The organism is Bacillus sp. FSL W8-0920 (assembly GCF_038593215.1).
GTDB classification, from domain to species: Bacteria; Bacillota; Bacilli; order Bacillales; family Bacillaceae; genus Bacillus; species Bacillus pumilus.
The window spans coordinates 3,012,193-3,026,091 of record NZ_CP151974.1 but is presented as its reverse complement, the minus strand read 5'-3'; the positions used below and the strand labels follow the sequence as shown (position 1 = coordinate 3,026,091).

11 protein-coding genes are annotated in these 13,899 nt (G+C 41.6%); 10 read left to right on the top strand and 1 reads right to left on the bottom strand.

Translation table 11 applies throughout. The features are described from left to right. The first annotated feature begins 28 nt into the window (after positions 1 to 28). Complete coding sequence (locus NSS78_RS15465) at positions 29 to 1,435, top strand: amino acid permease (protein WP_050944120.1); 1,407 nt, start codon at positions 29 to 31, stop codon at positions 1,433 to 1,435. 35 nt (positions 1,436 to 1,470) lie between these two features. Here the strand turns inward: NSS78_RS15465 and NSS78_RS15460 are convergent, their stop codons facing one another. Next, entirely contained in the window at positions 1,471 to 2,409 is a 939-nt protein-coding gene (locus NSS78_RS15460; protein WP_309215937.1) for an iron-hydroxamate ABC transporter substrate-binding protein, read from the bottom strand. A gap of 259 nt (positions 2,410 to 2,668) precedes the next feature. On the opposite strand from NSS78_RS15460, the gene NSS78_RS15455 reads away from it, so the two are divergent. From NSS78_RS15455 to NSS78_RS15415, 9 genes are all read left to right on the top strand, one after another. After that, positions 2,669 to 3,721: an iron ABC transporter permease gene (locus NSS78_RS15455; RefSeq protein ID WP_212045534.1), complete on the top strand. Its 1,053-nt coding sequence runs from the start codon at positions 2,669 to 2,671 to the stop codon at positions 3,719 to 3,721. Next, positions 3,722 to 4,744: an iron ABC transporter permease gene (locus NSS78_RS15450; protein ID WP_065098030.1), complete on the top strand. Its 1,023-nt coding sequence runs from the start codon at positions 3,722 to 3,724 to the stop codon at positions 4,742 to 4,744. A 19-nt stretch (positions 4,745 to 4,763) separates the two neighbouring features. Continuing rightward, positions 4,764 to 5,579: an ABC transporter ATP-binding protein gene (locus NSS78_RS15445; RefSeq protein WP_050944116.1), complete on the top strand. Its 816-nt coding sequence runs from the start codon at positions 4,764 to 4,766 to the stop codon at positions 5,577 to 5,579. A 176-nt stretch (positions 5,580 to 5,755) separates the two neighbouring features. Continuing rightward, the gene (locus NSS78_RS15440; RefSeq protein WP_342468154.1) at positions 5,756 to 6,478 is read left to right on the top strand and encodes a response regulator transcription factor; all 723 of its coding nucleotides are present in this window, start codon (positions 5,756 to 5,758) and stop codon (positions 6,476 to 6,478) included. A 3-nt stretch (positions 6,479 to 6,481) separates the two neighbouring features. Then, positions 6,482 to 8,236 (top strand): HAMP domain-containing sensor histidine kinase, encoded by a 1,755-nt coding sequence (locus NSS78_RS15435; RefSeq protein WP_050944114.1) that lies wholly within the window; start codon positions 6,482 to 6,484, stop codon positions 8,234 to 8,236. 136 nt (positions 8,237 to 8,372) lie between these two features. Further along, a complete protein-coding gene (gene uxaC, locus NSS78_RS15430) occupies positions 8,373 to 9,809 on the top strand; it encodes a glucuronate isomerase (protein WP_212045533.1) in 1,437 nt (478 codons plus the stop codon). Between the two features lie 68 nt (positions 9,810 to 9,877). Then, positions 9,878 to 10,888, top strand: coding sequence for a LacI family DNA-binding transcriptional regulator (locus tag NSS78_RS15425; protein ID WP_003212963.1), 1,011 nt, complete (start codon positions 9,878 to 9,880; stop codon positions 10,886 to 10,888). A 59-nt stretch (positions 10,889 to 10,947) separates the two neighbouring features. Next, positions 10,948 to 12,405 (top strand): tagaturonate reductase, encoded by a 1,458-nt coding sequence (locus NSS78_RS15420; protein WP_327839832.1) that lies wholly within the window; start codon positions 10,948 to 10,950, stop codon positions 12,403 to 12,405. Beyond that, positions 12,402 to 13,895: an altronate dehydratase family protein gene (locus tag NSS78_RS15415; RefSeq protein ID WP_212045531.1), complete on the top strand. Its 1,494-nt coding sequence runs from the start codon at positions 12,402 to 12,404 to the stop codon at positions 13,893 to 13,895. The genes NSS78_RS15420 and NSS78_RS15415 overlap by 4 nt, the downstream gene beginning before the upstream one ends. The last annotated feature ends 4 nt before the right edge of the window (positions 13,896 to 13,899 follow it).

The following is a 13,899-nucleotide window of genomic DNA, read 5'->3' as shown; positions in this document are numbered from 1 at the left end:
CCGAAGTGAATATAACGGAGGTACGGAAATGGAACAGACAAAAAAATGGGGTTTTTGGTTATTGACGGCTTTTGTCGTCGGAAATATGGTAGGTTCAGGCATCTTTATGCTGCCAAGTACGCTTGCCCAGCATGCGAGTCCTTTAGGTGTGACGATGGCATGGCTTGTCACAGGTGGCGGTGTGCTGATGATTGCACTTGTTTTTGGGCATTTGTCCATTCATAAGCCGCAGCTAACGGCAGGACCACAAAGTTATGCAAGAGCACTTTTTAACGATCCGAAAAAGGGGAAAGCGGCCGGTTTTACAATGGTTTGGGGATATTGGGTAGCAAGCTGGATTAGTAATGTCGCGATTATTACGAGTCTTGCCGGTTATTTAACGACATTTTTCCCAATTCTCACAGTGAAGACGGAGATTTTCACCTTTGGTAAAGAAGCGATCACACTTGGTCAGCTGACAACGTTTATTGTATGTACCATTCTTCTTTGGGGAACACATACGATCTTAATTACAAGCTTAAGTGCTGCAAGTAAATTAAACTTTATTACGACCTTTTCAAAGGTACTTGGATTCGTCCTTTTTATTGTTGCGGGATTATTTGCATTCCAAACGGCATTATTTGAACATTATTACTTCCCAGTTGCAGCAGAAGGCGAAGGAATGCTCGGACTTGGAGGCCAAATTCATCATGCGGCCATTTCCACTCTATGGGCATTTATTGGCATCGAATCTGCTGTCATTTTATCAGGAAGAGCGTCCTCGCAGCGCGATGTGAAACGTGCAACGATTACAGGTCTTTTAATTGCACTTTCTATCTACATGATTATTACTTTGATTACAATGGGCGTCCTGCCACACGATCAGTTGCAAGGCTCAGATAAACCATTCGTTGACGTGCTTCAGCTTATTATTGGACCGGCTGGTGGAATTGTGATGGCATTGCTTGCGATTATTTGTTTATTTGGCTCGATGCTTGGCTGGATCTTACTTGGTTCAGAAGTACCATACCAAGCAGCAAAGGCTGGCGATTTCCCGGCAGTATTTGCAAAAACAAACAAAAAAGGCAGTCCTGTTTTTGCTTTAACGGTTACAAATATCATGTCACAGCTGTTTATTTTCTCAGTGATGTCTCGTACGATTAATGAAGCTTTTACCTTTTTAACGACATCAGCGACACTTGCGTATCTCATTCCGTATATTGTGTCTTCGATCTATAGCTTTAAAGTCATCATGCAAGGTGACACGTATGATCTTCAAAAAGGGAAGCGAACAAGAGACGGAATCATTGCGCTTGTTGCGATGGGGTATTCCGCTTGGGTCATTATTTCAGGAACAGCTGATTTGAAAACATTTGGACTTGGCATCGGTCTGTTCTTAGTAGGTATTTTGCTTTATCCATTCATGTCAAAAGGATTTGCCAAAGGAACGGAATAAGGGAAACGTTTCTCCACATATGGAGAAACGTTTTTTTATGATGCAGATGTTAATCGGTCCACAATAAACTCAAGCTGTCCTTCTAATGAAACTGGGTCATTAAAGAAGTAACCGACAGGGTCGATTTCAAATACGTGTTTATTTTGTACAGCAGGAAGTGATGCCCAAATGCTGCTTTCATACACCTGGTCTCCTTTACTTTTTGACCCGCTCCATGGACTAGTGAAAATATAGTCGCCTGCGTATTCTGGCAGCTTTTCAAGGGAAATGTTTGCATAGCCGACGCCGCTGTCGATGGCATCTTTTTTAACTGCCTTTGGCGCACGTAATTTCAGCTCATCATAAATAATTTCGCCTCCGCGTGCAAAGGTGTTTCCAAAGATATAGATCCCTTTATCAAAAGGTGACACGATTGAAACGGTTTTACTGCCGACCGCTTTTGTTACTTTAGGCTTTACCTCAGCTATTTTGGTATCCCATTTTTTGATCCATTCTGCTGCTTTTTTCGGTGTACCTGTCATTTTACCGAATTCTTTTAGTTGATCTTTAAAGGAATATTGATTGTATTTAATGGCAACGGTTGGCGCAATTTTTTTATATTGATCAAATTTCTCGTCTTCTCCCCAAGCAATAATCATATCTGGCTTCAAAGCGGCGACCTTTTCGACAGAAGGGGTTGTTCCAAGGTTTTTGACACCATCCGTTTTGCCTTTATAGAAAGGGTTTTTAAAGATGGGTGCCGTTGCAGCAATTGGCGTCTTGCCAAGTGTCACGAGGTCACCGTAGTAGCTTTCTGCCAGAAGCACAATTCGTTTTGGATCTTTAGGGAGTTTGACTTCACCTTTTACATCCTGATAGGTGATTGTGTCATCCTGGTTGGCACCAGATTTTTTATTTGAAGTGCTGCCGCAAGCAGCTGTAAAAAGCATGAGAATGGCTAAGGATATCAAAAGAAATCCAGATCGGTTTTTCACAAAGATTCTCTCCTATTCACTCATATATGATAATGATTATCAATTTCAATTATATCGTAACATGATGGAATGAAAAATGCATCGGCTATTTTAGGGCCTAAAGAAAAATGGTGAATTTCTCCCGGTTTTTTGATGAAAATAAAGAAAATGTTCAGAACAATGATTTCAAAAAGAAAAGAAAGTGATATACTAGACTTCGAGATTGATAATCATTATCACTAATGAGGAATAGATTTGAACGGAAAGGAAGAGACTGGTTTTGGGCTCACAATCGAATAAACAGCTGCCGGCCAAAGACAATGCAATGGATATTGTCACGAAACCCTTTGGAACAGCAGTTGTTGTCATCATAGGAATTATCGCTTTAGCATTTGGTCTTTTTTTATCGGTATCATTAGGAGCAGCAAATATTCATCTTCACACGGTATGGGAAGCCATTTTTCAATTTGATCATGAGCAAACTTCACATCAAATCATCCGGGAATTGAGGCTGCCGCGTACAGTTGGGGCTGCACTCGTCGGTGCCTTTTTAGCCGTATCGGGGGCTATTATGCAAGGCATGACAAGAAATGCGCTTGCGTCTCCTGAAATTATGGGTGTGACAAATGGCTCTGCATTTGCGATTGCCATTGCGTTTGCTTTTTTCCCAGGACAATCTTCTTTTACATTAATTCTTTGGTCATTTGTTGGTGCGGCACTCGCTGCCTCTATTGTGTTTGGTGTCGGTACTCTTTCAAAAGGTGGATTGACCCCAGTGAAGCTCGCACTAGCTGGTACGGCTGTTGGGGCACTTTTAAGCTCCATCTCCTCAGCAATTGCCATCCGGTTTGACGTCGCTCAAGACATGAGCTTTTGGTATGCTGGCGGCGTGGCTGGTGTGAATTGGAGCAATATTAAGGTCATCATTCCAGTTGCGGTTGCGGGGCTGATCATCGCAATGATTCTTGCCCGCTCGATCACTGTTCTCAGCTTAGGTGATGAATTGGCAAAAGGGCTTGGACAGTACACGAAAACTGTCAAGGTACTTGGAATATTGGTCGTCATTCTTCTAACAGGTGCTGCTGTCTCAGTGGCCGGTACTATTGGCTTTATCGGGCTTGTGATTCCTCATGTCACTCGTTTCTTGGTCGGAGTTGACTATCGATGGATTATCCCATGCTCAGCTATTTTAGGGGCGGTTCTGTTAATTTATGCAGACATTGCTGCAAGGCTGGTCAATGCCCCATTTGAAACGCCAGTCGGTGCCATTACTGCAATTATAGGCGTTCCTTTCTTCTTATATTTAGCTAGACGTGAAAGGAGCGGGATTTAGATGGAAATGGTGCAGCAGGCAAAGAAAAAGAAATACAAACGAACGATGCTCATGATCTTTTTGGCGATCGTGGCTGTGTTCCTTATTAGTTTAAATACCGGAGAAATTCGCATTTCTCCGATGGATACATTGAAAACATTTTTTGGATTCGGAAGTGAAATGGATGAGCTTGTATTATTCGAGTTCAGACTTCCAAGAATGGTCATCGCTTTACTTGTTGGCGCTTCTATCGCTGTATCAGGAGCGATTTGGCAAGGTGTTTCTCAAAACGGTTTAGCCGATCCAGGCATTCTTGGTGTCAATGCGGGCGCAGGCTTTGCAGTGGTTTTGTTTATTTTTGCTTTCCAAGGTACGATGTCAAACCTAGGTGATTTTACGATCTTTGTACTGCCGCTCTTCGCTTTTGTAGGTGCAGGCTTTGCTGCATTTCTCATCTATGTGTTAGCGTGGAAAAAAGGCATCACACCTGTTCGATTGATTTTAACGGGTATTGGCGTGAATGCTGCGTTTTCAGCAGCAATTGTGGTTATTCAATTAAAAATGAGCCCAAATGATTTTAACCAAGCCATCGTGTGGTTATCTGGAAGCATTTGGGGCTCAAGCTGGACGTATGTCCTGGCTGTCCTGCCATGGATGCTGATTTTCCTTGTATTAGCGGTTGTAAGAGCACGCTACTTAAATATCATGAATTTGGGTGACCAGCTTTCCTACGGCTTAGGGATCTCGGTTCATAAAGAAAGAAGCTTTTTTATGCTGATTGCTGTTGCATTAGCAGGTGCTAGTGTCGCTGTTGCAGGTAGTATCTCGTTCTTAGGGTTAGCCGCACCGCACTTGGCGAGAAAGCTTGTTGGACCAAAGCATCAAGGAATGATACCAGCCTCCGCGTTGATTGGCGCATTGTTATTATTACTGGCAGATACACTTGGCCGCGTCATACTTGCACCATCAGAGGTGCCAGTTGGTCTTGTCGTTTCGGCTTTAGGCGCACCTTACTTCATTTACTTATTGATGAAAACGAACTAATGAGGGAGGAGAAAAACTTATGAAATCGCTCGAAACAGAAAAGCTTTGTATCGGTTATCAGGACCGTTTGATTGTAGAGGATTTAAATATCAGTATCCCAAAAGGCAAGGTGACAACACTAATCGGACCGAATGGGTGCGGAAAATCAACGATTTTAAAAACAATGTCCCGTATCATGAAGTCCAATCAAGGCGTTGTTTACTTAAATGGTCAGGCTATTCATCAAACGCCTACAAAAGAAATTTCAAAACAAATGGCGATCTTACCGCAAACGCCCGAAGCACCAAGTGGACTGACAGTGTATGAGCTGGTGTCATATGGACGTTTCCCACATCAAAATGGATTTGGACGCTTATCAAATGAAGATAAACGAATCATCAGATGGGCACTTGAAGAAACGGGTATGATTGCTTTTCATGACCGGCCAATTGAAGCACTTTCTGGTGGACAGCGTCAGCGTGTATGGATTGCGATGGCACTTGCCCAGGAAACAGAACTGCTTCTATTGGATGAGCCGACGACGTATTTGGACCTGGCACATCAGCTCGAGATTCTTCAGTTGCTAGAACGGTTAAACAGAGAGCAGGGACGAACTGTGTTGATGGTCATTCATGATTTGAATCATGCGGCACGTTTTTCTCATTACATGATTGCCCTCAATCAAGGAAAAGTCATCAAAGATGGGACGCCTCATGAGGTCATGACCAAAGAAGTGCTTGGTCAGGTATTCCACATTGATGCAGAAATCGTACTTGACCCTAGAACGAATAAGCCGATCTGTTTAACATATGACTTAATGAATCATGAAAGAAAGCTAGAAGCTGTGAATGGATAATAGAAGTAAAAGGAACTCGGTGGAATAGCCGAGTTTTTTTGCGTCTCTGAAACTTCCTAGTGCTGCCATTTTCTCCAGTTGATATTTTTTCGCTTTTATGCAGAAAAGAGGTACTTTTTTACTTTAGACAATGGTAATATACGGTTAGAGATCATAGCTAGAAAGGAAAGAGATGCGTGGAAACAGCAAAAATATTGATTGCAGATGACGAAGAAGCAATTGTAAAAATGGTTGAACGCGTATTAAAAAAAGAAGGATTCAAGCATATTTATAAAGCCTACCATGCAGATGAAGCATTAGATGTTGTCAAAAACGAGGACATCCACCTTTTACTTCTAGATGTGATGATGCCCGGTAAGTCTGGTTTTGATGTTCTTCCTGAAATGAGAAAATATACGAAAGCGCCCATTTTCTATTTAACCGCAAGAACGTCTGATGTAGATAAACTGACCGGCTTTGCTCAAGGAGCAGATGATTACATCACAAAGCCATTTAACCCGCTAGAGCTAGTGGCTAGAATTAAGGCTCACTTAAACCGAACATATATCTCTTTAAAGGAAGACCACGATGAGGCTCAAAGTCAATACGAATATGCCCATTTCTCTTATCATCCTCATTCAGCCGAATTGAAAGTAAGAGGAGAGGTGACTGCATGCTCAGCTCAGCTGCTTTCCTTGCTGAAGTACTTTTGTGATCATCCGAATATGGTTCTTTCAAAAGATCAAATCTATGAGAAAGTATGGGGCGTCCCATCATATGGTGATAACAACACCGTGATGGTTCATATCCGAAAGCTGAGAGAAAAGATCGAGCTAGATCCGAGTCAGCCAGAATATATTGTGACGATCCGTGGTATGGGCTATAAATTTATACCGCACCCAGCAAAGGTTCTTAAATAATTTATGAATCTACGAGCAAAACTCTTCTTTCACTTTGTCGGACAAATGTTTATTGTGATTGCCATTTTGATCATCGGAAATACGTTCTCTGATAATTTATATTTAAAAAAATACTACGAGAACATGGCTGAAACCGGTTTAACAAAAGCTGATGGAGATACACTCATGAGCTGGCTTTATTTTAATGAGGATGGAAAAATGGAAGCCGATGATCAGCTGAAACAAGCAGTGAGAAAACGAGACGGATGGCTGCAAGTCATTGATTCAAAAAAGGATAACGTCTATAGCTATCACCGCCCTAAGTCCATTCCAACTTCCTATCAAAAGGATGAAATGATCAAGATCTTTGAAAAAAGGCAATATAAAGATTACAAGATGTACTTCTGGCCCATTGAGATTGATCAAAAAAGCTTTATCGTGCTATACGGGTTCAAAACGAACAGCACAAAGGTCGCCAACTATCTGAAGCAACACGAGAAAGACTTGGCTGCATTATCTCAATATTCGGTTGAAACGAAAGAATTCTTGAAGAGAATGAATGGATCGGTGCATCTGTTCAATGATGAAGGGAAATATTTACAAGGTATTCGAGCCAATACCAATTTGAAACATGAGGTAACAGATGTTGAACTGCTCAAGTATCAATCAAAGCCTTGGGAGTTTAGAAGTGATCTGTCTTATATCAGAGTGAATAAAAACCTGTATATCATTATTTCTGTACCAAATAAAGTATACAGCCCAGATGGATTATACGATAAAGAAACAGACGCTTTAAATCAATATACGACCATCTTAATTGCAGGTCTTGCGATTACGATTATTATCGTCATGACATTATGGTACTCGTATCGCTATGGACTGCCGATCTATCACATTATCCGCTGGCTGATTTTCTTATCTAGAAATAAATTGCAGGAACCAACAAATAGAAAAGGAATTCCAATCAGTAAAAATAAAAAAGGTCGTATTAAGCGGGAATACCGATTATTTGAGGATATCCTAAAAACAATGGATCAGCTCACGCTTACATTAAAAGAGAATGAAGCAAACCGAAGAAAAATTCAAACCACAAGGGAAGAATGGATTGCAGGATTGTCTCATGATTTGAAAACACCCCTTAGTACGATTTACGGCTACGGGCTCATGCTTGAATCTGATCAATATCAATGGTCCAAGGAAGAAGTCATGGAAATGGGACAGGTGATTCGTGAGAAATCAGAATACATGTCGACCTTGATTGAAGATTTAAACCTCACGTATCGACTAAAAAATGGCGCATTGCCTATTAATCGAAAGCCGATCGAGCTTGGTGAATTCTTAGCATCCATTATGGACGAGTTTTCAAGGAGCTCATTTTCAGAAGATTTCCCATCCTCCTTCGAAGATCAAACTGATGGTGTCATGTTTGAGATCGACAAAGCCTGGTTCAGACGAGTGATTGAGAACCTGCTAGCGAATGCAGTCAAGCATAACCAAAAAGGAACTCATATTACAGCTACCTTATCTGAAACAAATGAAGAAGTTCGGATCGAAATGAAAGACAACGGATGCGGAATGGCACAAGAAACGGTCGATCACTTATTTAACCGCTACTATAGAGGGACAAATACAAATGACCCAACGAATGGAACAGGACTCGGGCTGGCGATTGCAAAAGAGCTTGTCTTGCTGCATGACGGTGATATTCAAGTGGAAAGTGAACAAGGTGCTGGAACAACTATTGCGATTATCCTAAAAAAATCACCTCCTGTAAAATAGCCAAAAAACGATTTTCCTTTCAAAAGGAGATCGTTTTTTCCTGTTTTAGGATTGAAATCAACTTTGTAAACGATTACAATTAAATTGTTAACGTGAACAAAACAATTTCATACGATAAGAGGGATGGGGGAATTTGATGAAAGCCTTTTTAGATGAGCAGTTTTTACTAAACAGTCCAACGGCGGAAAAGTTATACCATGAGTTTGCAAAGGACCTTCCAATCATAGATTACCATTGTCATTTAAGCCCTAAAGACATCTATGAAAATAAAACCTTCCGAAATATCACCGAGGCATGGCTTTATGGAGATCATTACAAATGGCGTGCCATGAGAGCAAACGGCATCCCTGAAACGCACGTCACGGGGGATGCATCTGATGATGATAAATTTTTGGCGTGGGCAAAGACCGTCCCTATGACCATAGGAAATCCGCTCTATCACTGGACTCATCTAGAGCTGAGAAGATATTTCGGAGTCGAAGACCTATTAAATGAAAAAAATGCAGACATCATTTGGCAGAAAGTCAATGAAAAGCTGCAAGGAGAGGGATTTGGGGCGAGAGACTTCATCATGAAATCAAACGTTGAAACCGTTGTCACAACAGATGATCCGGTCGATTCTCTTCAATATCATCAAAAACTGCGGGAAGAGGGATTCTCTGTACAAGTGCTTCCAGGGTTTCGACCTGATAAAGTACTCGATATAGCGAATGATCTGTTTGAAAAATATGTTCATGAGCTGGCAGAGGCTTCAGCTATCCCAATACAATCCTACCAAGACTTCTTACATGCCCTCCGTGCGAGAATTGATTTTTTTCATGATCACGGCTGCTTGATCTCAGATCATGCCATTAATGAAATGACATATGAAGAAACGACACAAGAAGAAGTGGAGACCATCTTTCATAAAAGAATGTCTGGTCATCCATTGACGGAAAAAGAGAAGATCAAATTTAAAACAGAGACATTCATTATGCTAGGTCAGGCTTACTGTGAGCGTGGCTGGGCAATGCAGCTTCATATCAATGCACTTAGAAACAACAATACGAAAATGTTTGAGAGGCTCGGACCAGATACGGGGTACGATGCGATGAATGACGAAGACATTGCAAAGCCGCTTTGCCGAATATTAGATCGTTTAGAACAAGAAGATGCATTGCCAAACACGATTCTTTATTCCTTGAATCCAAGGGACAATGTAGTGATATCAACATTGGCTGGAAGCTTTCAAGACGGGAAGACACCTGGGAAGATGCAGCACGGAACAGCCTGGTGGTTTAATGATACGAAGCAAGGAATGACAGAGCAGATGATGGCTCTTTCCAGTATCGGACTGATCAGCCGTTTTATCGGAATGCTAACAGATTCACGAAGCTTTTTGTCCTATACAAGGCATGAATATTTCCGAAGACTGCTTTGTGATATCATCGGGGATTGGGTAGAAAAAGGAGAAGTCCCCTATGACCTTGAGCTGTTAGGGGGCATTGTGAAAGGTATCAGCTATGAAAATGCCAAGCAATATTTTCAATTTGACCGGGCAAAGCAGCTCCATCATCAAAGTAAAATCACATGAGGAAAAAGGTGAGAAAATGAAAGCGGTTTTATGATAAGATGGAAAAAAATCATAAAAGGCGGAATAGCATGACAGTCACAATTAAAGACATAGCAAAATTGGCAAATGTCTCTCATACCACAGTATCAAGGGCTTTGAATAACAGTCCTTTTATTAAAGAGAAGACAAAACAAAAGATTTTGTCGATTGCAAAACAGCTGAACTATTCACCAAATGTCCATGCCAGAGGCCTTGTATCACAAAAATCGTTTACAATCGGTCTGTTTTTCACGAGTTTAACAGAAGGCACATCCTCAAGCTTCTTTGTGGATGCGTTAAAAGGCGTCAATAGCGTCATGACAGAGCATTACAATCTGTTTGTTAGGGGTATTGACGATTTTCACGATTACACAACCATTCATAAACAGCGCTACGATGGCATTTTGCTGATGAGCCAAAGCGAGCACGATGAAGCGTTTATCCATCATGTCAAGAAACAGGGCATTCCAATCATTGTGCTGAATCGCCGTGTAGAAAGTAATGAAGTGATGAATATATTAGCAGATGATAGTCAAGGAGCATATCAGGCAGCGCACTATTTCATTCAGCAAGGCCATCAACAAATCGCCATCATTGAAGGAAAAGAAGGCTTTAAATCGACTCAGGAGAGAAAAGCTGGCTTTCTCCAAGCGTTAATTGATCACCATATTCCTATGAAAAAAGAATATATGATCACGGGTGACTACCATATGAAAAGCGGCTATGAATCAATGGAATCTCTGCTGACCCTTGATCATCCGCCAACAGCGCTTTTTTGCTCTAACGATGACATGGCCATTGGTGCGATGAATGCTTTATATGCAAAGGGCAAGACGTGTCCAGGCGATATCTCTATTATTGGTTTTGATGATATTGCATTTTCATCCTATACCACGCCTGCACTAACAACGGTGAAAAAGCCAATCGAAAAAATGTGTGCACTTGGAGCAGAAGCCATCCTATCCGTCATAAACGGTGAAGAGCAGGAAAAAGATCATATGGAAAAAATGTATGTCCACACAGAGCTGATGATCAGAGATTCAGTCAAAAAGGTGCAGTAATCAGCATCTTTTATAGAAGAATGTTCACGTGTGCATAAATTACAGAGAGGGGAATCCATTTGAAACGTTTATCAAAAGCCCTATACCCGGTGCCTGAGTATCCGGAAACGATTTTGCAGATTGGTGAAGGGAATTTTATGCGAGGCTTTATTAATTGGCACATCCAAAAGCTGAACGACTGCACAGATTTTAAAGGAAGAGCTGTTGTTGTTCCCCCGAGAAAAGGATCTGTTGCAGCTTTAAATGAACAAGATGGCTTATACACATTATGTATACAGGGCTATCATGACCAGCAAGAAATGAATGAGCGGATGGTCATTCAATCGATCAGCAGAGGAATCAGTACGTATACGGATTATGATGTTTTTTTACAAGTAGCTGAAAACCCCGATCTCCGCTTTGTCTTCTCCAACACGACAGAGGCAGGGCTTATGTTCAGAAAGGCGGATCGCTTGGAGGATCGACCGCAAGCGAGTTTTCCAGGAAAGCTGACGGCGTTCCTATATCACAGGTTTAAAGCATTTGCTGGAGATGAACAAAAAGGGCTGATCATCCTTCCATGTGAACTGGTCGAACATAACGGTGATCGCTTGAAGGAATATGTGATAGACATGGCAACTAAGTGGGACCTGCCGCTTGCGTTTATCACATGGATCAAGGAAGCCAATACGTTTTGTAATACGCTTGTGGATCGGATCGTTCCTGGGTTTTCTAAGGAAGCAGCTGAAATTGTTCAAAAGGAAGAGGGATATATCGACGAGTTGCTTGTCACGGCAGAATACTATCACCTCTTTGTTATTGAAGCACCTGTCTTCGTACAAAAAGAGCTTCCCTTTCAAGAAGCAGGTTTAAATGTCCTTTTTGTAGAGGATATTGCGCCTTATCGCCTGAGCAAGGTACGGATTTTAAACGGTGCCCATACAGCGATGGTGCCAATCGCTTACTCATGCGGGGTAGAAACTGTAAAAGAGGCTGTGGATGATGAGGATGTTGGCCCGTTCATCCGGCGGATGCTGGAGGAGGAAGTGCTGCCAGGGCTTGAGCTCTCTCGAGATGAGCTTCTTCTTTATACACAATCGGTTTGGGATCGCTTTTGCAATCCATTTGTGAAGCATCAATTGCTGGATATTGCGCTCAATGGTGTATCTAAGTTTCGAACCCGTATTCTTCCGTCATTGCTTGATTATGTTGAGCAAAAGAAACAACTGCCAATGAAACTCGTGTTTTCACTCAGCAGCCTCATTTATTTTTACAGAGCACATGCAGAAAAGATAAAGGATGATGAGACTGTACTGGTATTCATGAAGGAAGCCTTTGAAGGAGAGAACCAATCTAATGAAGCGATCGCAGCTAAGATTCTATCATGTGAGTCATTATGGGGGAAAAATTTAACGGATATAAATGATTTGGTTCACGCTGTAGCTGATCAGCTTACCCTCATACAGGAGCAAGGGATGAGAGCGGCTGTTCAACGAATGCTGCAGCATCAATATGAAAGTCAGGGGGAGAAGGCATGAAAGATTTTATTGTGATTCACCCTTCAGATAATGTCGGTATTGCTTTAAAAGTGCTTGAACAAGGGGAGGAGCTACATCATCAAGATCATTCCGTTATTTTAAAAGAGACCATCGCCAAAGGTCATAAGTTTGCATTGGCTGATATCAAGCAAAGAGAGAATATCATGAAATACGGTTACCCCATTGGGCATGCAACGACTGCCATTTCTGCTGGAGAATGGGTGCATACACATAACATCAAAACCAATCTATCAGGCAAGCTCGATTATGAATACGAGCCTTCATTTACAAATAACCCCTATGAAAAAACGAATCTTACATTTAAAGGATATAAACGAAAAAATGGGGAAAGCGGGATTCGCAATGAGCTTTGGATTGTCCCAACCGTTGGATGCGTAAATGGCATTGCCGATCAAATCATCCAAATATTCACCGCTGAAATGGGCGGAAGCATCCATCCGTTTGAAACAGCTCTTGTATTAAAGCACAATTATGGATGCTCACAGCTTGGGGACGATCATGAGAATACAAAAATCATTTTACAAAATGCCGTGAAGCATCCCAATGCTGGAGGAGTGCTCGTCCTCGGACTTGGTTGTGAAAATAACGACATTGAAGATTTTCAGTCTACATTAGGTGAATATGACCATGAGAGAGTGAAATTTTTAAGAAGCCAAGAAGTAGGAGATGAGATTGAGGCGGGAGTTGCTTTACTCAAGGAAATTTATGAGGCAGCGAAAGAAGATCACCGTGAAGAAATCCCGTTATCTGAGCTGAAAATCGGCTTGAAGTGCGGGGGATCAGATGGATTCTCCGGCATTACCGCAAATCCGCTTTTAGGAAGGCTGTCCGATTTTATTGTTGCTCAAGGCGGCACGACAGTGTTAACAGAAGTGCCCGAAATGTTTGGAGCAGAAACGATTTTAATGGAGAGAGCGGAATCAGAAGCGACTTTCGACAATATTGTGCAAATGATCAATGACTTTAAACAATACTTCATGGATCATCGACAGCCAGTATATGAAAATCCTTCCCCGGGAAATAAAGCAGGTGGAATTTCGACATTAGAGGATAAATCTCTCGGTTGTACACAAAAAGCAGGAACTTCTGACATTCAAGATGTATTGAAATATGGGGAATTGCTGAAGCGAAAGGGCCTAAATTTATTAAGTGCACCGGGAAATGATTTGGTTGCTTCATCTGCTCTTGCCGCTTCTGGCTGTCAGTTGGTTCTTTTTACAACAGGCAGAGGGACACCATTCGGCACGTTTGTCCCAACAATGAAGGTCTCGACGAATACAGCCTTATATGAAACAAAAAAACATTGGATTGACTTTAATGCGGGAGAACTGCTTGAAGATGTACCAGAAGATATTGTGTTAGAAAAATTTATTTCAACTGTCATTGAGGTGGCGAGCGGGAAGCTATTGAATCATGAAAAAAACAATTTTAGAGAGCTGGCTATTTTCAAAACAGGTGTCACACTTTAAGGCG